General features: G+C 57.3%; 24 protein-coding genes. 12 read left to right on the plus strand and 12 right to left on the minus strand.

Annotation, left to right across the window (positions count from 1 at the left end):
• Positions 1-5: 5 nt before the first annotated feature.
• Entirely contained in the window at positions 6-878 is an 873-nt protein-coding gene (locus POI8812_RS03035) for a hypothetical protein (RefSeq protein ID WP_108781038.1), read from the minus strand.
• Between the two features lie 232 nt (positions 879-1,110).
• On the opposite strand from POI8812_RS03035, the gene POI8812_RS03040 reads away from it, so the two are divergent.
• The 3 genes from POI8812_RS03040 (at position 1,111) to POI8812_RS03050 (ending at position 4,044) form a co-directional block, all read left to right on the plus strand.
• Positions 1,111-1,857, plus strand: a complete 747-nt coding sequence (locus tag POI8812_RS03040; protein ID WP_146186109.1) for a class I SAM-dependent methyltransferase — start codon at positions 1,111-1,113, stop codon at positions 1,855-1,857.
• A 171-nt stretch (positions 1,858-2,028) separates the two neighbouring features.
• Positions 2,029-2,877, plus strand: a complete 849-nt coding sequence (locus POI8812_RS03045; RefSeq protein WP_108781040.1) for a hypothetical protein — start codon at positions 2,029-2,031, stop codon at positions 2,875-2,877.
• 15 nt (positions 2,878-2,892) lie between these two features.
• Positions 2,893-4,044, plus strand: coding sequence for a glycosyltransferase 61 family protein (locus tag POI8812_RS03050; protein WP_108781041.1), 1,152 nt, complete (start codon positions 2,893-2,895; stop codon positions 4,042-4,044).
• A gap of 85 nt (positions 4,045-4,129) precedes the next feature.
• Here POI8812_RS03050 and POI8812_RS03055 read toward each other — a convergent pair whose 3' ends face one another.
• From POI8812_RS03055 to POI8812_RS03065, 3 genes are all read right to left on the minus strand, one after another.
• A complete protein-coding gene (locus POI8812_RS03055) occupies positions 4,130-4,744 on the minus strand; it encodes a CatB-related O-acetyltransferase (protein WP_211310366.1) in 615 nt (204 codons plus the stop codon).
• Between the two features lie 41 nt (positions 4,745-4,785).
• Entirely contained in the window at positions 4,786-5,487 is a 702-nt protein-coding gene (locus tag POI8812_RS03060) for a nucleoside/nucleotide kinase family protein (protein WP_108781042.1), read from the minus strand.
• 264 nt (positions 5,488-5,751) lie between these two features.
• Positions 5,752-6,816: a glycosyltransferase family 4 protein gene (locus POI8812_RS03065; protein ID WP_108781043.1), complete on the minus strand. Its 1,065-nt coding sequence runs from the start codon at positions 6,814-6,816 to the stop codon at positions 5,752-5,754.
• Here POI8812_RS03065 and POI8812_RS03070 point away from each other — a divergent pair.
• The 3 genes from POI8812_RS03070 (at position 6,815) to POI8812_RS03080 (ending at position 9,542) form a co-directional block, all read left to right on the plus strand.
• Positions 6,815-7,012, plus strand: coding sequence for a hypothetical protein (locus tag POI8812_RS03070; RefSeq protein ID WP_108781044.1), 198 nt, complete (start codon positions 6,815-6,817; stop codon positions 7,010-7,012). The two genes, POI8812_RS03065 and POI8812_RS03070, sit on opposite strands and share 2 nt — an antisense overlap.
• A gap of 20 nt (positions 7,013-7,032) precedes the next feature.
• Positions 7,033-8,232, plus strand: a complete 1,200-nt coding sequence (locus POI8812_RS03075) for a glycosyltransferase family 2 protein (protein ID WP_146186110.1) — start codon at positions 7,033-7,035, stop codon at positions 8,230-8,232.
• A gap of 119 nt (positions 8,233-8,351) precedes the next feature.
• Entirely contained in the window at positions 8,352-9,542 is a 1,191-nt protein-coding gene (locus POI8812_RS03080) for a GSCFA domain-containing protein (protein ID WP_108781046.1), read from the plus strand.
• A 691-nt stretch (positions 9,543-10,233) separates the two neighbouring features.
• Here POI8812_RS03080 and POI8812_RS03090 read toward each other — a convergent pair.
• The 3 genes from POI8812_RS03090 to POI8812_RS03100 form a co-directional block, all read right to left on the minus strand.
• Entirely contained in the window at positions 10,234-10,872 is a 639-nt protein-coding gene (locus tag POI8812_RS03090) for a class I SAM-dependent methyltransferase (RefSeq protein WP_108781048.1), read from the minus strand.
• 85 nt (positions 10,873-10,957) lie between these two features.
• Entirely contained in the window at positions 10,958-11,479 is a 522-nt protein-coding gene (locus POI8812_RS03095) for a winged helix DNA-binding protein (protein ID WP_108781049.1), read from the minus strand.
• A gap of 77 nt (positions 11,480-11,556) precedes the next feature.
• Positions 11,557-12,570, minus strand: a complete 1,014-nt coding sequence (locus tag POI8812_RS03100) for an NAD-dependent epimerase/dehydratase family protein (protein WP_108781050.1) — start codon at positions 12,568-12,570, stop codon at positions 11,557-11,559.
• 244 nt (positions 12,571-12,814) lie between these two features.
• On the opposite strand from POI8812_RS03100, the gene POI8812_RS03105 reads away from it, so the two are divergent.
• The 4 genes from POI8812_RS03105 (at position 12,815) to POI8812_RS03120 (ending at position 16,746) form a co-directional block, all read left to right on the plus strand.
• Positions 12,815-14,992 (plus strand): vWA domain-containing protein, encoded by a 2,178-nt coding sequence (locus POI8812_RS03105; protein WP_211310367.1) that lies wholly within the window; start codon positions 12,815-12,817, stop codon positions 14,990-14,992.
• 26 nt (positions 14,993-15,018) lie between these two features.
• The gene (locus tag POI8812_RS03110) at positions 15,019-15,780 is read left to right on the plus strand and encodes a hypothetical protein (RefSeq protein ID WP_146186111.1); all 762 of its coding nucleotides are present in this window, start codon (positions 15,019-15,021) and stop codon (positions 15,778-15,780) included.
• A gap of 123 nt (positions 15,781-15,903) precedes the next feature.
• Positions 15,904-16,305 carry a cupredoxin domain-containing protein gene (locus POI8812_RS03115; protein WP_108781052.1) on the plus strand — a complete coding sequence of 134 codons (402 nt, stop codon included), beginning with the start codon at positions 15,904-15,906 and terminating at the stop codon, positions 16,303-16,305.
• 243 nt (positions 16,306-16,548) lie between these two features.
• Positions 16,549-16,746 (plus strand): hypothetical protein, encoded by a 198-nt coding sequence (locus POI8812_RS03120; RefSeq protein ID WP_146186112.1) that lies wholly within the window; start codon positions 16,549-16,551, stop codon positions 16,744-16,746.
• Positions 16,747-16,795: 49 nt separating this feature from the next.
• Here POI8812_RS03120 and POI8812_RS03125 read toward each other — a convergent pair whose 3' ends face one another.
• Positions 16,796-17,908, minus strand: coding sequence for an S-(hydroxymethyl)glutathione dehydrogenase/class III alcohol dehydrogenase (locus POI8812_RS03125; protein ID WP_108781054.1), 1,113 nt, complete (start codon positions 17,906-17,908; stop codon positions 16,796-16,798).
• 184 nt (positions 17,909-18,092) lie between these two features.
• Here POI8812_RS03125 and POI8812_RS03130 point away from each other — a divergent pair, with 184 nt between their 5' ends.
• Positions 18,093-19,145, plus strand: a complete 1,053-nt coding sequence (locus POI8812_RS03130; RefSeq protein ID WP_108781055.1) for an AbrB family transcriptional regulator — start codon at positions 18,093-18,095, stop codon at positions 19,143-19,145.
• Positions 19,146-19,179: 34 nt separating this feature from the next.
• Here POI8812_RS03130 and arfB read toward each other — a convergent pair whose 3' ends face one another.
• Positions 19,180-19,602: an alternative ribosome rescue aminoacyl-tRNA hydrolase ArfB gene (gene arfB, locus POI8812_RS03135; RefSeq protein WP_108781056.1), complete on the minus strand. Its 423-nt coding sequence runs from the start codon at positions 19,600-19,602 to the stop codon at positions 19,180-19,182.
• A 245-nt stretch (positions 19,603-19,847) separates the two neighbouring features.
• Positions 19,848-20,462 (minus strand): queuosine precursor transporter, encoded by a 615-nt coding sequence (locus tag POI8812_RS03140; protein ID WP_108781057.1) that lies wholly within the window; start codon positions 20,460-20,462, stop codon positions 19,848-19,850.
• Positions 20,463-20,678: 216 nt separating this feature from the next.
• Here POI8812_RS03140 and POI8812_RS03145 point away from each other — a divergent pair, with 216 nt between their 5' ends.
• Positions 20,679-21,149 (plus strand): acyloxyacyl hydrolase, encoded by a 471-nt coding sequence (locus tag POI8812_RS03145; RefSeq protein ID WP_108781058.1) that lies wholly within the window; start codon positions 20,679-20,681, stop codon positions 21,147-21,149.
• Here the strand turns inward: POI8812_RS03145 and POI8812_RS03150 are convergent.
• Positions 21,146-21,760 carry an HAD family hydrolase gene (locus tag POI8812_RS03150; protein WP_245895231.1) on the minus strand — a complete coding sequence of 205 codons (615 nt, stop codon included), beginning with the start codon at positions 21,758-21,760 and terminating at the stop codon, positions 21,146-21,148. The genes POI8812_RS03145 and POI8812_RS03150 overlap by 4 nt on opposite strands.
• Complete coding sequence (locus tag POI8812_RS03155; RefSeq protein WP_108781059.1) at positions 21,753-22,418, minus strand: nitroreductase; 666 nt, start codon at positions 22,416-22,418, stop codon at positions 21,753-21,755. Before POI8812_RS03155 ends, POI8812_RS03150 begins: the two co-directional genes overlap by 8 nt.
• Positions 22,419-22,480: the final 62 nt, after the last annotated feature.

The raw sequence follows: 22,480 nt of genomic DNA on the forward strand, positions 1-22,480 counted from the left end.
CTGGATCAGCCCTCCGCCGTCTCTTCAGGTGTATCTTCGGTGAAGTCGAACTTCCCATGGCTGGTGATTGGCGCGGCCATCGGATCAATTCCGTGCTGTTGGCAAAGGCGGTCGAGCCAGCAGTTCGCAGGCACTCCGCCGTCATGGCGCTTGCCTGACACCCGCTTGATCCGCCCCCAGATGTGAACGGTCAGCGTCTCTGGCTTGATCATATTCATCACGAGGCGGGGTCGCTTGAAGAACAGATTTCGTTCCGCAAAGTGGACGGGGTAATAGACCTCGCGCGCCTGCGCCTTGTCTGCATTGCCGGACTTTTTGGCCGCCCACGTGACGGCGTGCGGACCCCAGACACCCCACGGCATTTCAGACGCATGGACCGGTGTGCCCGCTTCTTTTGCAAGGCGATGTCGCTCACGCGCACGCGGATTGTGGAATTCCGGGATGTTGTAAGGATCAGAGGTCAGATCCAGCAGCATGCCCAACATTTCACTGTCATGGGGCATGCCGAGCACAGCACCGTTCATCTGCCGATCTGTTTCATAGCCAAAGACATAGGGTGTCTCTGGCTCAATTGGGCGTACGGCGTAGATGTCGGTGTCGATCCAGATCGTACCCGGCGCATTCTTTATCAGGTGATATCGGAACACGTCTGAAAACAGGGCGACCGAGCCCGAACGCTCATGCGTGTAGACTTCCGGGTCGGGCATGATGTCATTCCCGTCGCAGATCTCGACCCCCTCGGGTACGCCATCGACCTGTCCATAGGTGTAGAGCGCTGTTGGATGTCCAATCTGAACAAAGGACGTCAGGCAAAGCTGCTCAAGCCAAGACAGTGAGCCACCGATCCAAAGACCTGCAACACGGGGTAAGTCGGGCATATGCGGCAATCTCACTTCTTTGGATCGTTCGGCCTTCGTTGTGCCTTGTGGAGCGGTCTTTTTCAATCGCGCCTGCACATTGCGGGCTTATCGCTATCATATTGAGGTGAATGGGTCACCGGTGATCCGTTTTGCACAACCGTTGGCAGAGCGATGTTGTAAGCAGCGCAAACGGTTGCGATAACGACGTGACAAGATTTCTGGCTTTTTTCCGAACATAGGAGCCGCGACCGTGTTCAGCCCTGCATCCGGCCTCAACTATCGACGCTTCCTACGGCAAATGCACGCTCGGATCCCGGTTGAGTGGTACATGGAGATCGGTTGCCGAACCGGTGACACACTTGCAGGGGTCACTGCAAAGACAATAGGTGTTGATCCGTTTTTCCGTGTGGAGGCGAATGTCATTCGTCAAAAACCGGTTTTCATGGCGTTTCAACAGACCAGCGACGAGTTTTTCGCCTCCAAGTTTCTGGAACGAAACGACGTGCGGCTCAGCCTGAGCTTTCTGGATGGGATGCATCTTTTTGAGTATCTCCTCCGCGACTTCATCGGGACAGAGCGTAATAGTCTGCACGAAGGCGCGATCCTGATGCATGATTGCTGTCCGTCTACGGAAGAGATGACGACGCGTGACCTGGACAACCTGCCAAAGGGGGCCTGGACCGGTGATGTGTGGAAGATCCTGCCCATCTTGCAGCGCTGGCGCCCGGATCTGATCGTCGATGTGTTGGATTGTTCGCCAACCGGGATTGTCATCGTCCGCAATCTTGATCCCGACAACAGGGTGCTTGAGCAAAACTACGATGAGATCATCGCCACATTTTCCAACGAGGATGGAATTGACGCTGCGCGATCCGCCTATCTGGAGACATTCTCGTATTTAGGTGCGCGGGAGTACCTTTCGGGAGGAGGCCTGTTTTCGACGACGGATCTGCATCGGAAAGACGATCAGAAGGCTCCTGAATACGTTACACCTTGATTTGCCTGCCTTCATGCAAACACGGTAGGTGGGACGACGGGCATTTGGAGGACCCGCCGACCTTCACCAGGGCGGATGGTTGCAATAGTGATCAAGGATTGCGATGAACTGATGACAGGGCGCAATGCCCTGGCGATGAGGATGCACTGACAAGATGGGTGTGATTTTGCAATGACGGACACTCCTGCACCAGTCGGCTCGCTTTGGATCGGCGGCTATCTCAGCTTTTTGGAGCGCATCTGTCTTAAGTCTTACGTGGACGCCGGGCAGCCTTTCACCCTCTACACCTACGAACCGATCGATGACGTGCCTGAGGGTATCGAAGTGCGCGATGCGCGTGAGGTTTATCCCGAAACCAACATCATGATGCATACGGCCAAGCGGTCACCCGCTATCCATAGCGATATCTTCCGCGTGAAGATGATCGCGCAGACAGGGAAAATCTGGGCTGATCTGGATGCGTATTGTGTGAAACCCCTGAAACCCACCAATGGCTATCTTTTCGGCTGGTTGTCGAAATTTCGCATTGGAAGCGGTGTTCTGGCATTGCCCCAGGATTCACCTGCTCTGGCGGGCTTGGATGCCTATCTTGCAACAGGTGGCGCGCTGCCGCCTTGGTGGGATGAGCAACGGCAAGCTGACTACCTGGAAGCCGGTGAGCCTCTCGAGTTTTCGGCCATGAAGTGGGGGACAACCGGACCCTTGGCGCTTACGCATTTCTTGCGTGAAAGTGGCGAGATCGAGCATGCCTCACCGCCCGAGGTATTGTACCCGATCCCACCAAACCTGAAATTCTATTTCCACCGTCGACCGCTGCATATTCACCGTGCGATCAAGGAGAACACCCAGTCGGTTCACCTTTATGCGACTGGATTACGCGTGCGTCTGGAAGATGGCCCGCCACGGAACGGGAGCTACATTGATGTTCTGGCGCGCGAGCATGGTGTCTCTCCCCTTGAGTATCCGGTGCGTCCTCGTCCCAAACGAGATGCGGTCGACACTGAACCGTCCGCGGACTGAACGTTGATTGTTTGAATGACACCAGCCCTGCCTGACCCCTCTGTCGTCGAAGCAACCGACCTGCTTGTTCTCAAATCCATGGATGAGGCGCGTAGAGTTTCATTCGGGCTATATGATCGCGATGGGCAGCCCATGCCCAACACGGCTGTCGGGGGCGTGAAATACTATACCCAGCCCGTCACCCATCTGGACAGCTGGCCCGATGGAACGGTCGACGGGCCTGAGCGGATCTTTTACGGCGGCCATGCAACGGATCAGTTTGGTTTCACCATACTCAATTCGATTGGCAGGCTTTGGGCGCTCGACCGTGTGGCGACCGACGTTCCTATCCTCTTTCACAGCAATTTACGGCAACGTCGTGTTCCGTTTCTGCGTCCCATGCTGGATTTGCTGTCGGTCCCAAATCCCATCCTTTTCTACAAAGGGCCGTTTCGTGTTGGTTCTGCTGTCATTCCCAATGATCAATTTGGGGAGCCTTTGGGCGGCCTGGCAACAGAGCGTTTCCGAGAATGGCTGGCGAGCCGCCTGCCACCTGCTGGACCTGTTCAGAAAGGGCGCCGTGTCTACCTAACGCGCACCGCGCTGCCGGACACTATGGGACGATTTGCATGCGAGCGCATCCTTGAGCAAAATCTCGAAGCAAACGGCTACGAGATCATTGCGCCCGAGACATTGAGCATGATGGAGCAGATCAAGCTCTATCAGGACGCAGAGACGCTTTTGTTCTCTGAAAGCTCTGCACTTCATCTATATGCGCTAGTGCGTCGGCCCGAACAAAAGGTTGGCGTGGTCTTGCGCCGCAGGACCCTGCCGCCTTTGATCACCGCGCAATTGTGTAGCGTTGTGCAGTCGCCATTCGAAACCATCGACGCAATCGATGAAATTTACTGGCCGCCCAAAACAGGCGGTAACATGTCGCTTGCACAGCTTGATTTTGGCAAACTTCATGATGTGTTGAGCGTCTCCGGCTTTGTCTCTCCGAAGACAGCATGGCGTGCGCCTACATCTGAAGAGGTAGATGCGTCGCTGCAGTCAGGGCTAGAGGCCGGTCAGACCCTTCTGACCGAGGACCAATACGGCCAGTTCCTAGAGCAGGTGCGGCTATTGAGGCGTCAATATGGGCGTGCAGAAGCGCGCAAGAGGATTCCTCACATCAAAATTCCGTAGTTTCGACCGGGCTCTTGATCCTGTCACAAACGCCGTTTCGTTCGTAGTCGCTGCTCTATGCATGCTGAGAATTCCCCGACGGAGGTCAGGATGCAGCTTTGATCATCTGCGCAATTTCGGCGATTCCCTCCAGAGTGGGGGCTGTTAAGAGCTTTGGCGAGATTTTGCGGATCGTATCCAGCTCAAGTTCCCACCAGCTCAATTGCAAGAGAGCGTCCACAATCTCTGGATCAAACCGATCCTTGATCTTGCGTGCCGGATTGCCGCCCCAAATTTCGTAAGGCGCAATGTCATTGGTAACAACAGACTCGGCTGCAACGACGGCGCCGTTGCCTATTTGAACGCCTGACATCACTACGGAATTTTCTCCAATCCAGACATCGTGGCCGACGACGATATCTCCTCTGGTCGTAGGGTGGCCAGAGACGCTTTCCTTACCAAGCTTCGTCCGAAAGATGTGGCCGAACGGAAAGGTGGTTATCCAATCAACGCGATGATTACCTCCTAGCATGAATACAACGCCGTCAGCTATCGAACAGAAGCTTCCGATCGTGGCAGACGCGCCCTCTCCCCACTGCCTTACGACAATCTTGTTGTCCCCATAGGTGAACCGGCCGACAAACATCTTTGATTCGCCAAACTTGCGGATGCGATCTTTTGTGGGATCAGGCACAGCTTGTTTCCTCTTGTGGGTCATCATGCGACTACTCGCAGGCTAAGGCCAGATGACCAAACTTCGTATCATTGTAGATCTTTTACACCTGCGGAAATGCTTGAGGTGGTCAGCCCGGCCATCCGCAATTTTCGCCAAGCGCGCCGCGATACGCGCGCTGCGGGTTCGGCGCCGTTAAGTGTCAGAACGCTTGCGCCGCGAGATCTGTAAATCTCGACACCAGTTCGCATCATCTCAGCACATTGTTGGTTGCGTGCCATTTCGCGGTTGGCCCGCCTTGCGCGTGTCGCGTGCCGCTCTGGCGGCATACGGGAAATTACGCGTTTCACGCCGACTTTTAGTGAGATGTCGAGGTGGAACAGCATGTCGGGCGTCGGCACTGCCGCGAGAAGTTCAGCGTAGACTTCAGGCTTGTTGGCATTGAACGCGAGGTAGGCACACCGCTGTAGAAAGCCCTCATCGACGAAGACGGTGCGCCCTTGGCTCGACGCATATTCGGCGGCGGCCCAAGAGAAAATGAATTGAGCGGTAAGCGCTTTTTGGCGTGTTGTTCCCAGTTCCGTGAGGTCGTCTAGGGTCTTGCGGACCCAAGGGTTACGGTCTCCAAAGTTCTTTTCGAGATCACTTGTCGTATTCGGATCGAATGTTCGCCGGCGCAGTTGTCCGGATCTCACGACATCCAATCCGGCTTCCACCAATTGAGTGTGCAGCGTCACCATTAGCTGGGTTTTGCCTGCTCCGGGAGGTCCAGCAAGTTCAATGATTGGCATATCGACCCCAAGCTGCGTGACCCTCGCTGTCGTGCAGGGATGCCCTGCAATCTACGGCGGGCTTGATGGTCAATGGCAGAGGCTCGCAGAGACCCAAGTCCACACTTCGTGTGGTCCTAAGTGCTGAGCGGCAAGCGAATCTGCGATCTGGCACGGTTCGGTGTCCCGGATTTTGGTGCGATTTTTCGAAGTGTTGTAACAATCGCTGTCTACTAGCAGCAAGTGGGCGCGAGCAATGCAAAGCCCGCCAAGGAACGCGAATGCTCAGGCAATCTCGCAGATTTCGTCCAGAAGCTCGCCAAGCTGACCTGAAATGATTTCGGGCCGATGCGCAAAGGCCTGCTCGAATGCAGCTTCCCGCCAGACTTGGCGGACAACATTGTCCACATCAAGCACTTGAGCCATGCGTCGCATCAATCTGCGGGTCTGGTTTGGCGGATATAGAAGAGAGATCAATTTTTCTGGCAGAGTCTCCTGCATGACAGGACCATCTGGTCCAATCACGGGAAGACCGAAGGTCAGACCCAGAGCAATTGATCCCGAGGAGAACACTTCGCTAAAGGGGGCAACGAATGCATGTGCGCTTCCAAAAATCTCTGGCACGTCTGCGGTTGGAACGTAGTCCGGTAGTGTTGTTACCATCGGCAAGCGCGAGATCTGCTTTACCAGACGGCGCATGTTCCGCGGGGTTCTCCCAGCAATGGTCAGCTTCCAATTGTCCGGGCGTCGTGTCTGAAGCAGATGTGTCGCCTCTGACAGATGCCCGATACCTTTCTGTCCGCGCATCACGCCAAATTGCAAGAAGTGGACGGGGCCATCGGGAAGCGGACGTGCAAGCGTGGTTTCGGCTGGTTCGTAGAATCCTAGATAGCTTGGATGAGCGATGACGCGGCACTTTTCGGGCGCTGCGCCAAGCGTGTCGACCACGAAATTGCGGGCATGGTCTGAATGGACATGAATGCGATCTGCGACATCGACAAGCGCGCTGCGTGCTTCAGCAAATGTTTCCGGGTCGCGATTGGCGTGTGGGGTTCTGTTGTGGATTGTCCACAGGATCCGCCCGCCCCGTTCTCGAAACATGTTCATATGCTCAATGTGCCAATCTAGCGTCGCCTTGTTGCCCTCGCGGTTGCGACTCTTGGCAAACATGCGGTCTTCCCAATGCAGGTGCAGGATGACAGGAGCGTCTGTGCGTTCTTGAACGGCCTCGACCTGAGGGAATTTTCGCAGTGGCAGGTACGTGTAGCGGCCCTGAAGGCCGGAATACATCAGCGTTTGATAAGGGTTACTGCCACTGCCCAGAAGGTTGCAAACAGGGATCGGCGTCATGGAGTTCTTTCGTCACACGGCAAGCCGAAAGCTCGACACCGCGTTTGCAGAATTGGGTTTCCGCGAGTTTGGTCTGTCCGTCCGATACTGGCAAGATGATCCTGCCTTCGCCAAGTCTTTGGCAGCGTCGGACCGTTTTGATATGCAGGATTTGCGCCACTGGGCGGTCTATGATCTGTCAGGGTGCGAAGTTTGACGTGATTGGAGATCATCTCAGTGAACGGTCCCTTGCTAATCTCAACCATGAAGAATGAGGGGCCATACATTCTGGAATGGGTCGCTTATCACCAGCATATCGGGTTTTCGGACTTTCTGATCTACACCAATGATTGCGAAGATGGCACGGTGGAGATCCTAGAGCGTTTGACCGAGATGGGGGTCGTACGGCACGAGCCCAACAAGGTGCTTCGGCGTGGTCCGCACAAGAGCGCTTTGAAGTATGCTTTTGAGCATCCGCTGACCCGGTCGGCTGAGTGGATCATGGTCAGTGACGTTGATGAGTATCTCAATATCCACATTGGCGAAGGAACAGTTCAGGAGCTGATTGCGGCACAGCCAGCGGAGACGGACTCGATTCCAGTGACTTGGAGACTGTTCTCTCACGATGGGCAGACGGCATTTCGGGATGAGCCGGTCATTGCCCAATTTACAGATGCCGAGCGATCCATGGCGCAGGGTGGATTCCCCGACCGCTTCGTGAAAACCGTTTTTCGCAAGCTCGAACAGGTCGAACGACTTGGGCTGCACCGCCCCGTCGTCGCGTCAGAGCATGTTGAAACCTATGTCAGCCGTATGCCTGACGGGACTTTGTTTGATGGGGATATGCGTGATGCGAAGGTCAAAACGCAGTTTGCCTATGATGCCGCGCAAGTGAACCACTATGCCGTGCGTTCTATTGATAGTTTCCTGGTCAAACGGGACCGCGGACGCGCCAATCATGCAAGACAGATTCTCGGCGCGGACTATTGGCAGAAGATGTGTCGCGGCGGTGATGAAGACCGAACGATCCTTCGCCATCTTGACGCGACACAGGCCCGTATCGCGGAGTTGCGCCGGGATGAGCGTCTGGACGCGCTGCATCGGGGAGCAGTGAGTTGGCATACCGCAAAGATCGAGCAGCTGCGCGGACAACCCGCCTTCGAGGCGCTGCGCGAGGAAGTGTTGGAGCTTACGGCGGGTGAGGATCACCTGCGATTGCGAACCGAACCTGCCATGCCCCTGCGACCGGTGGAGGTCATAGACGCGGACGCTTCGACTGGTGGACCACTGGCGGATGAAGCAGCCGCACGTCTGCAACCTCTCCTAAAAGAATTGAGGGATGTGCTTGATGGTCTCGAGCCCGTAGAGGCTGCATCGAAAGCGATTGCTCATCTGGATGCCCTCGAACAGGGTCTGCTTACGCCAGCTGAGCGATAGCCGATCAATCAGTCTGGGGGCGCCTCGCCATCGGGCACAGGTTGGTTTCTGCTCGTCAGCATGAAATACTAGTCGTAGGATTGCTTGGCGGGACCAACCCCGCACAAAGGGAGAGCGTTATGGCACGCAAGGAACGTAAGGCAGAGAAACTGCAGTTTCAGACGACGAGCCGCTCGGGCAGCGAGTTTCGGACGTGGTTCCGGGGCGAACATACGAACGCGCTTCCGCACAATCATCAGTTCTTCCGGCCCGGCGCGATTGAGAAATACGTGCTGAAGGGCTGGGCGCCTGAAGAACCTTTCATTGATGTGAACACCCAGGTCACCGCGTTCGGGTCCTGTTTTGCGGCCAATATCTCGAATTGGTTGTCGAAGCGTAATTACAACGTTCTCAACAAGGCGGCTGATGCCGGCCGTGCTTATGTGGTCGCGTGCGGTGAAGGCATGGTGAACTCCTTTGTGATCCTTCAACAGTTCGAATGGGCGTGGGAGGGCAAGGATTTCGGGCAAGAGCTCTGGCACGGTTATGATGCCACCGCCTACGGTCAGGATCCGGAGGTGCAGGCGCAGACCAAAGCGATGTTTGATGAAACCGATGTGTTCATCCTGACATTCGGCCTGTCCGAAATCTGGTACGATGAGCCGACCGGCAACGTATTCTGGCGCACCATTCCGAAGGATGCCTACGACCCAGAGCGGCATAAGTTTCGGGTTTCGACCGTCGAAGAGAACAAGGCCAATATGCGCAGGATCTATGATCTGATCCGCAAGCATCGGCCAGACGCAAAGATCATCTTCACGTTGTCACCGATCCCGCTACAGGCAACGTTTCGCGATAATTCCTGTATGACTTCCAATGCAGTGTCGAAGGGCGTGCTGCGCGTGGCAATCGACGAGCTCTACCGTGAGCTGAAGGATGAAGGGGTGCTGCACTACTGGCCCTCCTATGAGTTGATTACGGACGCGTTTGGGCAGCCTTACAAGGATGATCGCCGCCATCCCAAGGATGAGGTGCTTGATTTCATCATGCTGTTGTTTGAGCGGACGTGGTGCCTCGACAGCGAGATGGACGAGGCGGACCAACTGCGCGGGTTTGTGATTGCAGGCGCTGCCGCTGGCCTGTTTCCCAGCGTGTTGAAGCGGATCTGCGAAAGCAAGAAGACCTTCCGCTTGCAGCGGTTTCTGGAGCGAGAGCAGATCGCGGATGATCCGCGGGTCGAAAAGGCTTTGCGCGGGTTGCTGGGCATGCTGGTCGAGGCATGGTCGAGCGAGGCCGCAGAGCATGAGACGGGTGACGAGACAGCCGCTTAGGTGGGCGAAGGTGGCCGGGGCGATGTTTTCGCCACCAGATCGCAATCCTGCATGCACCGCCAAGCCCGCCTAAGGTTCCTGATCTGAGGGCTTGCACCGTTTAATTCCAACACCGTGACGCCCCTTGAGCGGTATATTTCGAGAGCGGATCTCATAGCCGTTTCGATTGTCGGGAGCACTTCCAAAGTCGGCATCAACCTGCGCCGCCGGACAGCTTGCCTTTCGGGTGGCAATCGCGAGATCGCGCGTTCCAAGCCCTGTTGAAAGTCGATCGTGATGTAGATTATCAAGTCGGGAACAGGTTGCTGGCGTACAACCTCTAGATACCGATCTAGTGTCCCACCCGTGTGGGCCAGATGTGCATTTCGCTGTAAGAGGCCTTCGTCAACGAAGCCGAGATCAATGCGATGCGCCTGGATCTGCAGCGCGGACCAGGTTTCCATCCCTTGATTTAGTCGTTTTCGTTTGCTGGATCGAACGTCGCCCAGAAGTTCGGGGATGGCTTTGGCCACCTCTGGATGCGACCTGGCGAATGTTCCAAGCAAATCGAAACGCCCACTCTCTTGCAGCGCCAACGAAAGCGTTTCGGCGTGTATTGACCGCAGGCCAATGCGTCTCGTGTGGTTATGAAGAAGTTGAGCGAGTTGCGTTTTCCCTCCACCAGGAGGGCCCGCGAACTCAATGAATTTCATCAGATCGCGATGCGTTCACACAGAATGTGATGCATCTCACCATTTTCCGCAGGACCATCGAGAACCTTGCGGCGCTCTTTCGGCTCGAAACCCGCAGCGCGAAGCATGGCGTCGACATCTTCGATGGCCATGCAGGTGTCCATTGTCTCGTTTTCATCCGGCATACGCGTCTCGCCAGTATTGTGGCCCAACTGGATAATGCCATGTCCACCAATTTTAACGATGCGCGCAAATTCACTCAATGCGACCTTGGCGTCCTTGAATGTAATGATGTTGCTTAAAAAGCGTGTCGAAACGAGGAGATCGAATTGCGCATCATCAAAGGGTACGTCAAAGGCCGAAGCTGCACGAGCGTCGATCCCGTCGAACGCATCACCCAAATCGGCAGCGGCGGCATCGATCATATCCTGTGAGATTTCGACGCCGGAGATTGAGTAGTTCCGCTCGCGATAGAGCGGAACGAACCGCCCAGTGCCAAATGGAATGTCAACGACCGCGAGGTCGCGCGGCAACTGATCCAGCAGCTCTGCCATCTGTTCGTGCTCAATATGCCACCAACCCTGGCGACGCCGCTTGCGATTGTAGATCTCAGCAGTCCGACCGTAATAGCGATCGCCTTTTGGGTTCGGATTTGGCATCGGGCGCTCCTTGAAATCTCTAGCCTCAATAGGCTGATCGGAAGCTCATTTCAAGAAAACGCGCAGTCTGGCTGTTGAGCAGGCATCAGAGCGACGCCGCAGAGCGGCCCGCCTGATCATAGTGCCCTGACAGCGTGCGGAGCGCGGATGCGATTTCGCTGAGCTTTTCACCCGACAATCCGGTTCGCTCAATACCCTCAAGCAAGCATTGATTGCGGACGTCACGGTAACGTTCACACAACGCGCTGCCGTCTTCAGAGGTGGAATAAAACACTTCCTTACCCCGCTTTTCGGACTCCAGAAGTCCATGTTTCAGCAGTTTCCGAAGGGCATAGTTCACTGTGTGGATGTCTTCGATATTGAGCAAAAAGGCGATATCCGTCAGCCGCTTTTCCCGCGCCCGATGGTTCACATTGTGCAAAACGAGGATTTCGAGCGGCGACAGGTCGAGGCCTCCGGCAGCGCTCATGCAGCGTTGCATCCACCGATTGAAGGCGTTGCCCGCGATTATCAGGCCGTACTCAAATTCCGATGCCTCCCAGCCCTCGCCATCCGCCAGGTGGCGGGACGAAACGATACGGCGACGCGGCTTGGGAGCGGTAGACATGGCGGTTTCCTCAACGATTTATTGGAAAATCATAGGGATTTGGCAGAGAAAGGCACGTCGTTTTTGGCGTTTGGGGCTTACTGGCTCACATGCGGACCGTAGTAAGACTGGTACCATTCAACAAATCGCTCGATGCCGGACCGGATGTCTGTCTTTGGTACATACCCGGTCAAGTCACGCAACAATCGGTTATCAGCCCATGTCGCCGGGACATCTCCAGCCTGAATCTCCATGTAGTTGCGCTTTGCCGTTATGCCGAGCGCCTGTTCGATCGCATCAATAAAGTCGGTCAATTTTTCGGACTTCCCGTTGCCGATGTTCACCACTCGGAACGGGGCGACCGGTGAGAGGGTGTCGACCGCGCCAATTGGCTCGGTCCCCGGAACAGCATCAATCAATAACGAGATCGCTCGGACGAGATCTTCGGAATAGGTGAAATCGCGCCACATCTCTCCATGGTTATAGATGTCTATCGGTCGACCATCGAGAATGGCGGAGACGAACTTGAAATAGGCCATGTCGGGACGCCCCCATGGTCCATATACCGTGAAGAAGCGAAACATGGTTGTCGGAAGGTCATGCAGGTGTGCATAGGAATGCCCCATGGCTTCCGTAGCCTTCTTGGTCGCGGCATAGATAGTGAGCGGTGTGTCAGCCTTCTGTCGCTCGTCAAATGGCATTATGGTATTCGCTCCATACGCTGATGACGTCGAAGCCATCAGCAGGTGTCTCACTGCGTGAGTACGGGCTGCTTCCATGACGTTGAAGGTGCCCACGACATTGGTATCGACATAGGCGCGAGGGTTCTCCAGCGAGTATCGCACCCCTGCCTGTGCGCCCAGATGCACGATCACTTCGGGGTGGGCGAGGTCGGAAAAGCTTGAAAAATTATTGGCGTCTTCCAACGCGCCCTCATGAAATGTGAAGGCTCCAAACTCTCTTAGTTGGGCGAGCCGCGCCTGTTTAAGGGAGACGTCATAGTACTCGGTCATGCCGTCATGGCCGAAGACTGTGTGACCTGCGGACAGGAGCAACTTGCACAAATGGAAGCCAATGAATCCCGCAGCGCCAGTGACCATGATGCGCGTCAATGTGTGCCTCCAACCTCTTGTCGTTCGAATTGCTCGAATAGCGATAGGTCAGATCGCGGGACGGAGGCAACCTGACAGTTGAGAACTGATCGGGCCGTAGGCTCGCTGCGTCACATGAATGACGCCAGAGAACGTCCAGCCAGACTACCAGATAGTAGTCGAACGGACCGAATTGCTCATGCGACGCTGTTAGGGATTGGCCCCTTCCGTGGGTCGTTTGCCTTGTGCAGGAGAGATCGTTCACATGATGCGTCGCGTCTTCGCCCCGTTGTTTTTAACCCTCGCGACTGCGGCAGGTGCACAAGATGCAGTGCCGGCGCGCACGATCGTCGTCATGGACGGATCTGGTTCGATGTGGGGTCAGATTGATGGCCGCACGAAGCTTGAAATCGCGCGCGAGACGGTTGCCGAGGTTGTTGGCGGTTTGCCTGCCGAACGACAGATCGGATTGATCGCTTATGGTCATAGAACGCGTGGCGACTGTTCAGATATTGAGATCATGGTTCCGCCCGCCGCTGGGACGGGGTCAGCCATTCTCGATGCTGTGAACAACATGCGGTTTCAGGGGCGTACTCCATTGTCCGAGGCTGTGCGCCGCGCCGCTGTCGAGCTTCGCTTTACGGAAGATCCGGCCACTGTTGTTCTGGTGACGGACGGGCTCGAAACCTGCAATGCCGACCCCTGCGCATTGGGAACGGAGTTGGAGCAGGCGGGCCTCAACTTCACAGCACATGTCGTTGGCTTTGGCCTTACCGCAGAAGAAGGTGCGCAGGTCTCTTGCCTCGCTGAGAATACGGGCGGCTCCTACTTTGAGGCCTCCGATGGAGCAGCACTGACTGACGCTTTGGATCGGACCATCAATGCAAGCGCGACTGTCGTTGTAGAGCAACCGGCAAGCCCGCCACCGCCGCCGCAACCGCTGGCCTCGCTAGAGGCGGCGGACAGCGCGGTCATTGTCAGCCCGCTGGTTGTGACGTGGGACGGGCCTGGCGGGGAGGATGACTATATCGATATTGCACCAGCAGATCAGCCGCGGGGTCGCTGGCTTAGCTGGGCGCCGCTTGGCGAGGGCGATACTGTTGTATTACGCATGCCGCCTGATCCGGGTGAATATGTTCTGCGTTACGTCTCCACCGACGCGCCCGATCCGATCGTTGCCTCCCGTCCAATCACGGTCATTGAGGGTGAGTTCGTTCTCGACGGTCCGGCTTTTGCTGAGCCTGGTGAGTTGATGACGGTACATTGGCGCGGTCCGGGGGGTGATGAAGACTATCTCGACGTCATGGATGCAACATCGAATGCGACCCAGAACGAGCCCACCTGGGCATGGGTGAGTGAAGGAAATCCGGCGCGCTTCCATGCTCCGGTGGAACCCGGCGAGTACAACCTCCGCTATGTCGTTCAGGGGGAAAGCACCCGTGCTGTCGGTTTGGCTGTTCCATTGACGATCCTTCCAAGTACGGCGCAGATCGTCGCCCCCGCTGCGGTGCAGCCGGGATCGGAGTTTCCGGTCCGTGCAGAAGGGCCGATCAACGGGAATTTCTGGGTCGATATCGTGACACCGGGCTTCACAGATTTTAGCGGAGAGATCGACTACTTCTATCTGACCGAAACAACACCAGAGGTGAGTGAGAGCAGTCTAACTGCACCAAGTGAGCCGGGTCAGTATGAGTTGCGCTATGTGATCGAGGACAATCGCTTTAATCGTCGCATCATTCGTCGCGTCCCGATCGAGGTGAGCGTGAGTGCACCTGCCGATGCGGCGATCCCGCCACATGCCGCCTCCGCCCCCGCAACTGTCTCCGAGCCCCCTGCACCCGCAGCATTGCAGCCCATAGTCCCATCCGCTCCCGCAGATGATGGCGAGCAGTCGATCCTGAATGAGGATGTGGGTCTGACATGCGAGGGGATTGATCCATGTGCCGTTGCAGATGCCCAGACCGGTCTGGAGCTGACGCTACCTGCCAGTTGGTACAGCGACTTTCCTGTGCAGACCTCCGACGGCGTTCGCGCCAGCTTCTTTGGTCCTGACGGGGATCCAACCGTGACGCTCAACGTCCCAAATGCGCCGGGTCAGTGTCGTGAAACTGCGCAAGGGACGCTGTGTGGTCCTGACCCAAGGGATCCAGCCTTCCGTCTGATCCAAACCTCGCTCGGCGCGCCGGCAAAGGCACCCGAAACGGACGCTGCTGATCCAACCCAAGCCCTGATCGAGGGCATTCTCGGGGGTGTTGCGGAGAATGGAGGTGGAGAGGGGGCCGCCATGCTGCAGGAAATGCTGGGTGGCATGAACCTGCAGGATTTGCAGGACTTCGCGACCAATGGTGGGGCGCCCGCAGCGGCACCAGCCGCCGAGTCGATTCCGGTGCCGCTGAACGGACGCGACCCCGACGCCCTGCTTGAGCAGATTCTCGGCCAATGAGCAAAGCCAGAAAGATGGACCCGATGATGAGAAATGCCGTTATCGCCGCAGTGATGATGTTGCCTGCCGCCGCTATGGCTCAGAACGAGCAGAAAATGCTCTACGCCCAGTGTTCTGCTGGGCAGGGCTGCGAATGCCAGTTGAGCAATGTCACATTGACCGAGGCCGCCGTGCTATTGGCTGTTCCCCGGCCACAAGGGGAGTTCACATTGGTGCGGGAGGGAAATGCACTGACGCTCGACCCTCGCAGCATCGATGATCTGCACCGGTCCTATGGTGGATCCGGTCAATGTGAGATTGACCTGTTTCCAAACGAGCCCGACGGTGGCTCGGGCGGCATCGTTCCCCGTGACGGTCTCTGGCAAATTGCGCTCGATGATGTGCAGTTGACCCAGTGCAATCCAATGGTGTCACAAATGCTGACGGCCAGCGGCGTGCTGAATCAACCTCCCCAAAGCCATCGGATAGAGTGGGGTGGGGAGTTCGATCCCCGTCAGCTTGACCGCATGAATGAACCCGGCCAGCGGATCGAGTGGCGCCGCAGCGGTCCGAACAGCTTCACCGGCGAGATTTTCGAGGTAAACACCTGCCAAGGTGCAGATCCCTGCACGGATACCAGCGTCGATGTCAGCGCCACCATAACGTCTCCCACGACTATTCGAAGTGAGACCGTTCTGTCACTTCTGACGATGATGGGGGATGCTGGTGGTATGGCTGAGATGCAGGCGCTGGGCTTGGCGAGCTGCCGGGCCCGCATGATGTTCGACATGACCCATCAAAGCGACTGAGTGTTGCGCAGGAAAAGACCCAGGACGCCCGTTGCCAATGGCTGCGGGCGTCTCGTTTTTGTGGCCCTTGAAACTTTTCATGGTCGTTCACGTGGCTGACTGGGAACAAACAGAGGAGTTCCCATGAAAACCGCCGCAGCCTTCGCCCTTGCCCTTTCAACCCTTGGACTTGCCGCATGTGGTCCATCATCTGAGCCGATGGCCTCCGAAATGGCCGGAAGGGTTGTCGTGGACATGACCCCCAGCCTGACATTCACGCCTGAGACGGTCACAATCAGCGCGGGGGAGAGCGTTACCTTCCGCAACGTGTCTGGATTTGCGCATACGGTCTCGACCACGCCAGCAACACCTGCGCAAGCGGCAAGCGTCTCACTGCCAGAGGGGGCGATGGCGTTTGACAGTGGCTCAATTGCCGCCGGTGGCACGTTCACCCAGACCTTCACTGTTCCGGGCACCTACCGCTACTTTTGCGATCCCCACCACGGGGCGGAGATGGTCGGAACGATTGTTGTGACGGCATCCTAAATCCGAAAGCCCACCCCGGCAGCTTTGATCGCCGGGGTGGGGCGGCAGGGTCAATTTCGTCAATATTTTCCTGAATGAGGTCCAGCAGAGGCGTTGTCTGATGGCGCCGCCGCAATTGGGCGGGTTCGCTGTCAGAGCGTGTCGTTCCTGCCTCTTCTGGTTTCGGCAGTTGTAGGAGGCGGTATTTCTCATCCCGGGCCCAATTTCGGGCCAAATCCAGCGATGCACCAAGACCGTGAAGATATGCACGCATGCCGTCTGGATCAGTGCTCAGCTGACGAGCGTGATCCCAAGGTCGAAAAGTTCTGCGGGCCTGCCCTCCTCGGCCTTTGGGGCGCGCAGATCAAAGGCGCGCCCGCCACCGTTTGGTCCGGCCCAGATCCGCAGGCCGAACCCTTTCACGACCGTATCGGCAATGCGAACCTCACCGGGTTCTGGTGATGGATATCCGTCAACCAGTACTGCCGTAAGGTTCAGGCGCTGGACCAGATCAGTACTCCACCACCGCGCGGATGGACTTGCCTTCGTGCATCAGGTCGAAGCCGCGATTGATCTCATCAAGGCTCAGCTTGTGGGTGATCATGGGGTCGATCTCGATCTTACCGTCCATGTACCAGTCCACGATCTTGGGCACGTCCGTCCGGCCGCGCGCGCCGCCAAAGGCCGTACCGCGCCAGGAGCGTCCGGTGACGAGCTGGAAGGGACGGGTGGAGATCTCGGCCCCCGCAGGCGCAACGCCGATGATGATGCTCTCACCCCAGCCCTTGTGCGCCGACTCCAACGCATCGCGCATCACCTGCACATTGCCCGTAGCATCGAAGGTATAATCGGCCCCGCCCTTGGTTAGGTTGACGAGATAGGGGACCAGATCTCCCTCCACCTCTGCCGGATTGACGAAATCGGTCATGCCAAAGCGGGTCGCCATTTCAACTTTTGAGGGGTTGAGGTCGACACCCACGATCTGGTCCGCGCCGGCGAGGCGCAGGCCCTGAATGACATTGAGACCAATGCCGCCAAGGCCGAAGACGATGGCGCGGCTTCCGATCTCTACCTTCGCGGTGTTTATCACCGCGCCAATGCCCGTGGTCACGCCGCAGCCGATATAGCAGACCTTGTCAAACGGCGCGTCCTCGCGAATTTTGGCCGCCGCAATCTCTGGCATGATGGTGAAATTCGAGAAGGTGGACGTGCCCATGTAGTGGAAGATCGGATCACCATCGAGGGTCGTGAACCGGCTTGTGCCGTCTGGCATAAGGCCCTGTCCCTGCGTCGTACGGATTGACTGGCAGAGATTGGTTTTGGGATGCAGGCAGTACTCACACTCCCGACATTCGGGGGTGTAAAGCGGGATGACGTGATCGCCCGGTTTCAGGGAGGTCACGCCCGGACCCACCTCGCGAACGATGCCAGCGCCCTCGTGACCGAGGATCGCGGGAAAGATCCCCTCAGGGTCCGCGCCGGACCGCGTGAACTCATCTGTGTGACAGATCCCGGTGGCCATGATTTCCACCAAAACTTCCCCTTGGCGGGGACCGTCGAGGTTCACTTCGGTCACTTCGAGGGGCTTGCCCGCTTCGATGGCGAGGGCGGCACGGGTTTTCATGGAATATCCTCCGGTGGTCAGTCTTTTGCGTAAGCGTGGGACAATCAGGGCGCTGTCGCAACGCCTTTTGCGCACGTGTCAGCGTTCGATTGCGACAGGTCCCTGTCAGGTTGCGCCCCTACAATGACGTCATTGCCAGCGTGTTTCCGATGCGCGAAGCACGGTGCCGGAAGGAGATCAGTTGATGACGCAGCTCTGGGCACGAACGTTGATGGCCGTGGCGATCGGCTCGTTCGGTGCGATGGGAGCCTGGCTCATCGGACTGCCCGCGCCGATGTTGATGGGCCCCGCTCTGACGGTTACGGCAGCTGCTATCGCAGGGGTTCGACTGCATATGCCGGTTCGGTTGCGCGATGCCTCATTTATCGTGATCGGCACGGGTATGGGTGCTGGTGTGACCCCCGAAACACTTGAGGCAATGCGCACCTGGCCGTTCAGTGTTGTGATGCTGGCCGTTTCAATTGGTGCGATCCTGCTTGTCGGTGCGATGACGGTGGCCCGGCTGTTCGGCCGGGATTGGCGGACAGCCACACTTGCGGCCTCTCCCGGACATTTAAGCTACGTTCTGGGGTTGGGATTGGACGTGCGCGCAGACGTACCCTTTGTGACCGTGGTGCAAAGCTTGCGGCTGCTGGCGTTGACGCTGCTCGTTCCCGTCGTCGTGGTGTTGGGAGGCGATCTGGATGCACCTGCTGAGGCCCCCGCCGCCATGGCGTTGCCGATACTGGTCGTGGTCTTGGCCGCAGGAACCGGGCTCGGTCTTATTTTGAGCCGTTTCGGCGTTCCGGCGGCATTGCTTTTGGGAGGCATGTTCGCGTCTTCCCTTTTGCACGGGGCCGGTTGGGTCTCTGGCGGTGTGCCGCTGTGGCTGACCATTCCGGGCTTTCTGATCATGGGTACGCTGATCGGCACACGGTTCGACGGAACCCGTTGGGCGACCTTGCGTAAGGCCCTAGGTGCATCATGCGCGCTTACTCTCATTTCGATTGTGATTTCGTTATCAGGGGCCACACTGGTCGCTTCGGTGACCGGATTGCCTGTCATGCAGGTCCTGATTGCCTTCTCGCCCGGCGGTGTTGAGACAATGGCGGCGATGGCCGTTTTGCTTGATGCGGATCCAGCCTTCGTCGCGGCCCACCACGTTCTGCGTCTGTTTGTACTGACCGCGCTGGTTCCACTCATCCTGCGTCTTGGCCGACAGGATGATGCCTTCGGCGAGGATACTTCCAGGAAGTGAAAGTGGCTTAGGATTATAGCGGACGACCATTCAATCAGTCAGGATCGACGCGGCCCCGCAATGCTTTCTTCTGGCCCGTTGCCTTTTTCGCTTCAATCCTGCGGCGCTGGCTGGCCCGTGTCGGTTTCGTCGGGATGCGGCGTTTCGGGCGCTGGCAGGCGGCGCGGATCATGTCGATGAGCTTGGTTTCGGCCTCTTCCCGATTCATGGCCTGGGACCGATGGGTTTGCGCGGTGACGATCAATGCCCCGTCTTTGGTCCACTTTCGGCCTGCTATGCGGCGCAGGCGTGCTTTAACGTCACCGGGCAAATTGGGTGAGCGCTCCGCTTCGAAGCGGAGTTCGACCGCAGTTGACACCTTGTTGACGTTTTGCCCGCCGGGACCGGATGCGCGGGTGAATTGCTCAGTCAATTCCCAGTCTTCAATCGTGATGCGGTCGTTGATGTGCAGGGGCATCGGTTCGTCCTCAATGGAGAAGGGGCCCGCAATGCAGGCCCCTTCAAATCTTAGAATTCGTGAGCTGGGGCGGATGACCGGCTAGGTTATCCACCTAAGCAAAGGAAGTGTCAGCGGGGGTTGCCCCGTCAGACGCGCACCTCATGCTTGAACCCGACCACCTGCTCCAACGTCTCACTCGACATCAGATCACCTCCTTTCAGTTGCTTCGTTCAGCATAGAGGGTGGCAGATCGGGCGCTCAAGTCAAGCGGCAGACCGTCGCGCCACTGCAGCAAAGGGGATCAATGCCAGAGCAGCCAGCGCCAGCTTCACCCCAAAATCGGCCACCGCGAGGCTGACCCACAGCGGCAATTCCGGGCCCATGCCAAGGAGCGGCACGATCTCGCGCGCCCAGCCATTGGGTTGCGCAGGGTCGATGAAGATGAACAGGGCGGAAAACGCGATGGTGAAAAACAGCGCGGTATCGACGGTGGATCCGACCAGCGTAGACGCAAGTGGCGCACGCCACCAATCGCGATCGCGCAGCCGATCGAAGATTACCACATCAACGAGTTGTGCCACGAGGAACGCGATGCCAGAGCCGATTGCGATGCGCAGGCTGACCAGCGGGCCGAACTCACCTTCGATCTGACTGCCGATGAGCGAGCAAGCCACACCAACAGCAAAGCCAACCAGCACAACACGGCGGGCCGCGTCACGTCCCAGAAGACGATTGGTAAGGTCGGTTACCAAGAAGGCGATAGGATAAGTGAAAGCACCCCAGGTCAGCCAATCACCAAAGAGGTGCTGAACCAGAATGTTTGAGGCAACGACGACGGCGGCCATGGCGGCCACACCGATCAAGAATCCACGGGACATGAGTTATCCTTTCCGTTTTTTATAGAGGGTCGCGGATGACCTCTTCGCGCACCGTGCGCGGATCGGGGGGCATTAGCTGGGGCGTTGCGAATTTGCAAGCGTTGCTGACGTAAGGTCAAAAACTTGCAGGGCTTTGCTTGCAATCTGAGCGAATTTCCGCTGACTTGCGCTCTATCGGCTCCCGCCCCCTGAGTCTGTGGTCCAAAGGATAATTCAATGCTCCGTCCCCTTGCCCTATCTGCCCTGTTGATGACCTCTCCTGTCTACGCGCAAAGCATCATTGTTGGCCTCGGCTCCGACAATTTCGATGATGGGCCGGAGGCTGCAAGCTTCCTGCTGGAATCCCGTTATGACGTTTTCAGCAACCTTGGCCCGTTCGAGCTGCGCAGCGGTGCTGCTCTGGAAGTTGACGAAGACGGTGACGCGTGGGTTGGATTCGGTGTGTTCGCAAATGCGCCGCTCACCGAGAATCTGGACTTTGTCACCAGTTTTGCGCCGGGCCTCTACGAGCGTGGAGATGGCGAAGATCTAGGCGGTACGGTAGAGTTCCGCACGCAGGTGGGTCTGTCCTACGATATGGGCAAATCTTCGATTGGCTTTGTTGTAGAGCACAAATCCAACGCGGGCCTTTACGACCGCAATCCTGGCGTCAACTCGGTCTACCTGACCTACGGCATCGACTTCTAAAGTAAGTCGCGTTCGATCAGAACGGCTTTGAAGCCTTCGGGCTTCGTAAATAGATGCGTTTGCCAGCCGCGCTCTGCCGCGGCTGCAATATTGTCCTCACGATCATCCGTGAACAAAAGGTCGGTTCCTGACAAACCGGTGCCCTCTTCCAACATCTGATAGATCTTCGGGTCAGGTTTGATCACGCCCATATGGCCAGAAATGAACCGCTGGTCGAATTCATCGAGAAACGGATATCGTGGCCGGGCCATCTCAAATGTGTCTATGCCGAAATTGCTGAGTGCCATAACGGGAACGCCATTGGCCTTTAGCTGGCGCAACAACGTAACCGACTCGGGAATTTCCGGACTGGCCAGTTCGAGCCAGTGATCCCGCCACCACAGGATTTCGTCTTCCCACTCCGGATGTTTGCGGGCATGCGCTTCAACCATTTGGTCGAGCGGACGTCCGCGATCTACCTCATCATTTACGGCATGCGGCTTGACGTCGGCGAAGAAACGATCTGATCGCGGTTTGCCCAGCCGCGCTTCATAGAAACGTTCTGGTTTCCAGTGGATCAGGACATTGCCGATGTCGAAGATAACGGCCTTTGGCCGGATGTGGTCAGGCATGATGGGTCATCCATTCCTGTGCGTCAGCGCGTTCGGTCACAAGTTCGTTCACGTCCGCGTCGGGGTCGGCGTAGCCTATTGCGAGTCCGGCGAACAGCATGAGGTTCGGCGCTACGTCACAAAACCTGGATACGGTTTCGTGCTGCACGCTCCACGCTTCTTGTGGGCAGGAGGCAAGCCCCTCTTCAACGAGGAGCAGCATGACTGTGTTCAGATATGCGCCGAGATCCGTCCATTGCGCAGCGCCCATTTGCCGATCTACGAACAAAAACAATGCTGCGGGGGCGCCGAAGAAGTCCCAGTTACGTGCAAACCATTCGAGGCGTTTGGCCTTGTCCTCACGCGGGATATCCAGCTTTGCATACATTGCCTCACCAACGGCGAAACGGCGCGTGCGGTATGGTTCTGCGAGCGGCTGGGGATAGACAGGATATTCGGGCGTGTCTGCCTGGCCGGTTGCGCGGCGTGGAGCCATCGCCTCTCGAAATCGGGCCATGCCATCGCCTGTCAAAAGATGCACGTGCCATGGTTGCAGATTTCCACCAGACGCAGTGCGGCCAGCCTTTGCGACAAGACGCTTGAGCAGGTTGGGATCGACTTGAGTTGGCAGAAAGGCCCGCGTGGACCTGCGCTTGGTTACCGCTTCAGAAACCCGCATGTTGATCCCTCCCGTGACACTCGGTTGAGTGATGGCGCAGAAGTTGCGCCAAAACCATGTTT

Source organism: Pontivivens insulae (assembly GCF_900302495.1).
GTDB classification, from domain to species: Bacteria; Pseudomonadota; Alphaproteobacteria; order Rhodobacterales; family Rhodobacteraceae; genus Pontivivens; species Pontivivens insulae.

What these genes read in the sequence shown, in the direction of transcription:
- POI8812_RS03035 (WP_108781038.1), bottom strand. Translation starts at nt 878, where the DNA reads ATGCCCGACTTACCCCGTGTTGCAGGTCTTTGGATCGGTGGCTCACTG.
- POI8812_RS03045 (WP_108781040.1), top strand. Translation starts at nt 2,029, where the DNA reads ATGACGGACACTCCTGCACCAGTCGGCTCGCTTTGGATCGGCGGCTAT.
- POI8812_RS03050 (WP_108781041.1), top strand. Translation starts at nt 2,893, where the DNA reads ATGACACCAGCCCTGCCTGACCCCTCTGTCGTCGAAGCAACCGACCTG.
- POI8812_RS03055 (WP_211310366.1), bottom strand. Translation starts at nt 4,744, where the DNA reads ATGATGACCCACAAGAGGAAACAAGCTGTGCCTGATCCCACAAAAGAT.
- POI8812_RS03060 (WP_108781042.1), bottom strand. Translation starts at nt 5,487, where the DNA reads ATGCCAATCATTGAACTTGCTGGACCTCCCGGAGCAGGCAAAACCCAG.
- POI8812_RS03070 (WP_108781044.1), top strand. Translation starts at nt 6,815, where the DNA reads ATGGAGTTCTTTCGTCACACGGCAAGCCGAAAGCTCGACACCGCGTTT.
- POI8812_RS03065 (WP_108781043.1), bottom strand. Translation starts at nt 6,816, where the DNA reads ATGACGCCGATCCCTGTTTGCAACCTTCTGGGCAGTGGCAGTAACCCT.
- POI8812_RS03080 (WP_108781046.1), top strand. Translation starts at nt 8,352, where the DNA reads ATGGCACGCAAGGAACGTAAGGCAGAGAAACTGCAGTTTCAGACGACG.
- POI8812_RS03090 (WP_108781048.1), bottom strand. Translation starts at nt 10,872, where the DNA reads ATGCCAAATCCGAACCCAAAAGGCGATCGCTATTACGGTCGGACTGCT.
- POI8812_RS03095 (WP_108781049.1), bottom strand. Translation starts at nt 11,479, where the DNA reads ATGTCTACCGCTCCCAAGCCGCGTCGCCGTATCGTTTCGTCCCGCCAC.
- POI8812_RS03105 (WP_211310367.1), top strand. Translation starts at nt 12,815, where the DNA reads ATGATGCGTCGCGTCTTCGCCCCGTTGTTTTTAACCCTCGCGACTGCG.
- POI8812_RS03110 (WP_146186111.1), top strand. Translation starts at nt 15,019, where the DNA reads ATGAGAAATGCCGTTATCGCCGCAGTGATGATGTTGCCTGCCGCCGCT.
- POI8812_RS03115 (WP_108781052.1), top strand. Translation starts at nt 15,904, where the DNA reads ATGAAAACCGCCGCAGCCTTCGCCCTTGCCCTTTCAACCCTTGGACTT.
- POI8812_RS03120 (WP_146186112.1), top strand. Translation starts at nt 16,549, where the DNA reads ATGCACGCATGCCGTCTGGATCAGTGCTCAGCTGACGAGCGTGATCCC.
- POI8812_RS03125 (WP_108781054.1), bottom strand. Translation starts at nt 17,908, where the DNA reads ATGAAAACCCGTGCCGCCCTCGCCATCGAAGCGGGCAAGCCCCTCGAA.
- POI8812_RS03130 (WP_108781055.1), top strand. Translation starts at nt 18,093, where the DNA reads ATGACGCAGCTCTGGGCACGAACGTTGATGGCCGTGGCGATCGGCTCG.
- arfB (WP_108781056.1), bottom strand. Translation starts at nt 19,602, where the DNA reads ATGCCCCTGCACATCAACGACCGCATCACGATTGAAGACTGGGAATTG.
- POI8812_RS03140 (WP_108781057.1), bottom strand. Translation starts at nt 20,462, where the DNA reads ATGTCCCGTGGATTCTTGATCGGTGTGGCCGCCATGGCCGCCGTCGTC.
- POI8812_RS03145 (WP_108781058.1), top strand. Translation starts at nt 20,679, where the DNA reads ATGCTCCGTCCCCTTGCCCTATCTGCCCTGTTGATGACCTCTCCTGTC.
- POI8812_RS03150 (WP_245895231.1), bottom strand. Translation starts at nt 21,760, where the DNA reads ATGCCTGACCACATCCGGCCAAAGGCCGTTATCTTCGACATCGGCAAT.
- POI8812_RS03155 (WP_108781059.1), bottom strand. Translation starts at nt 22,418, where the DNA reads ATGCGGGTTTCTGAAGCGGTAACCAAGCGCAGGTCCACGCGGGCCTTT.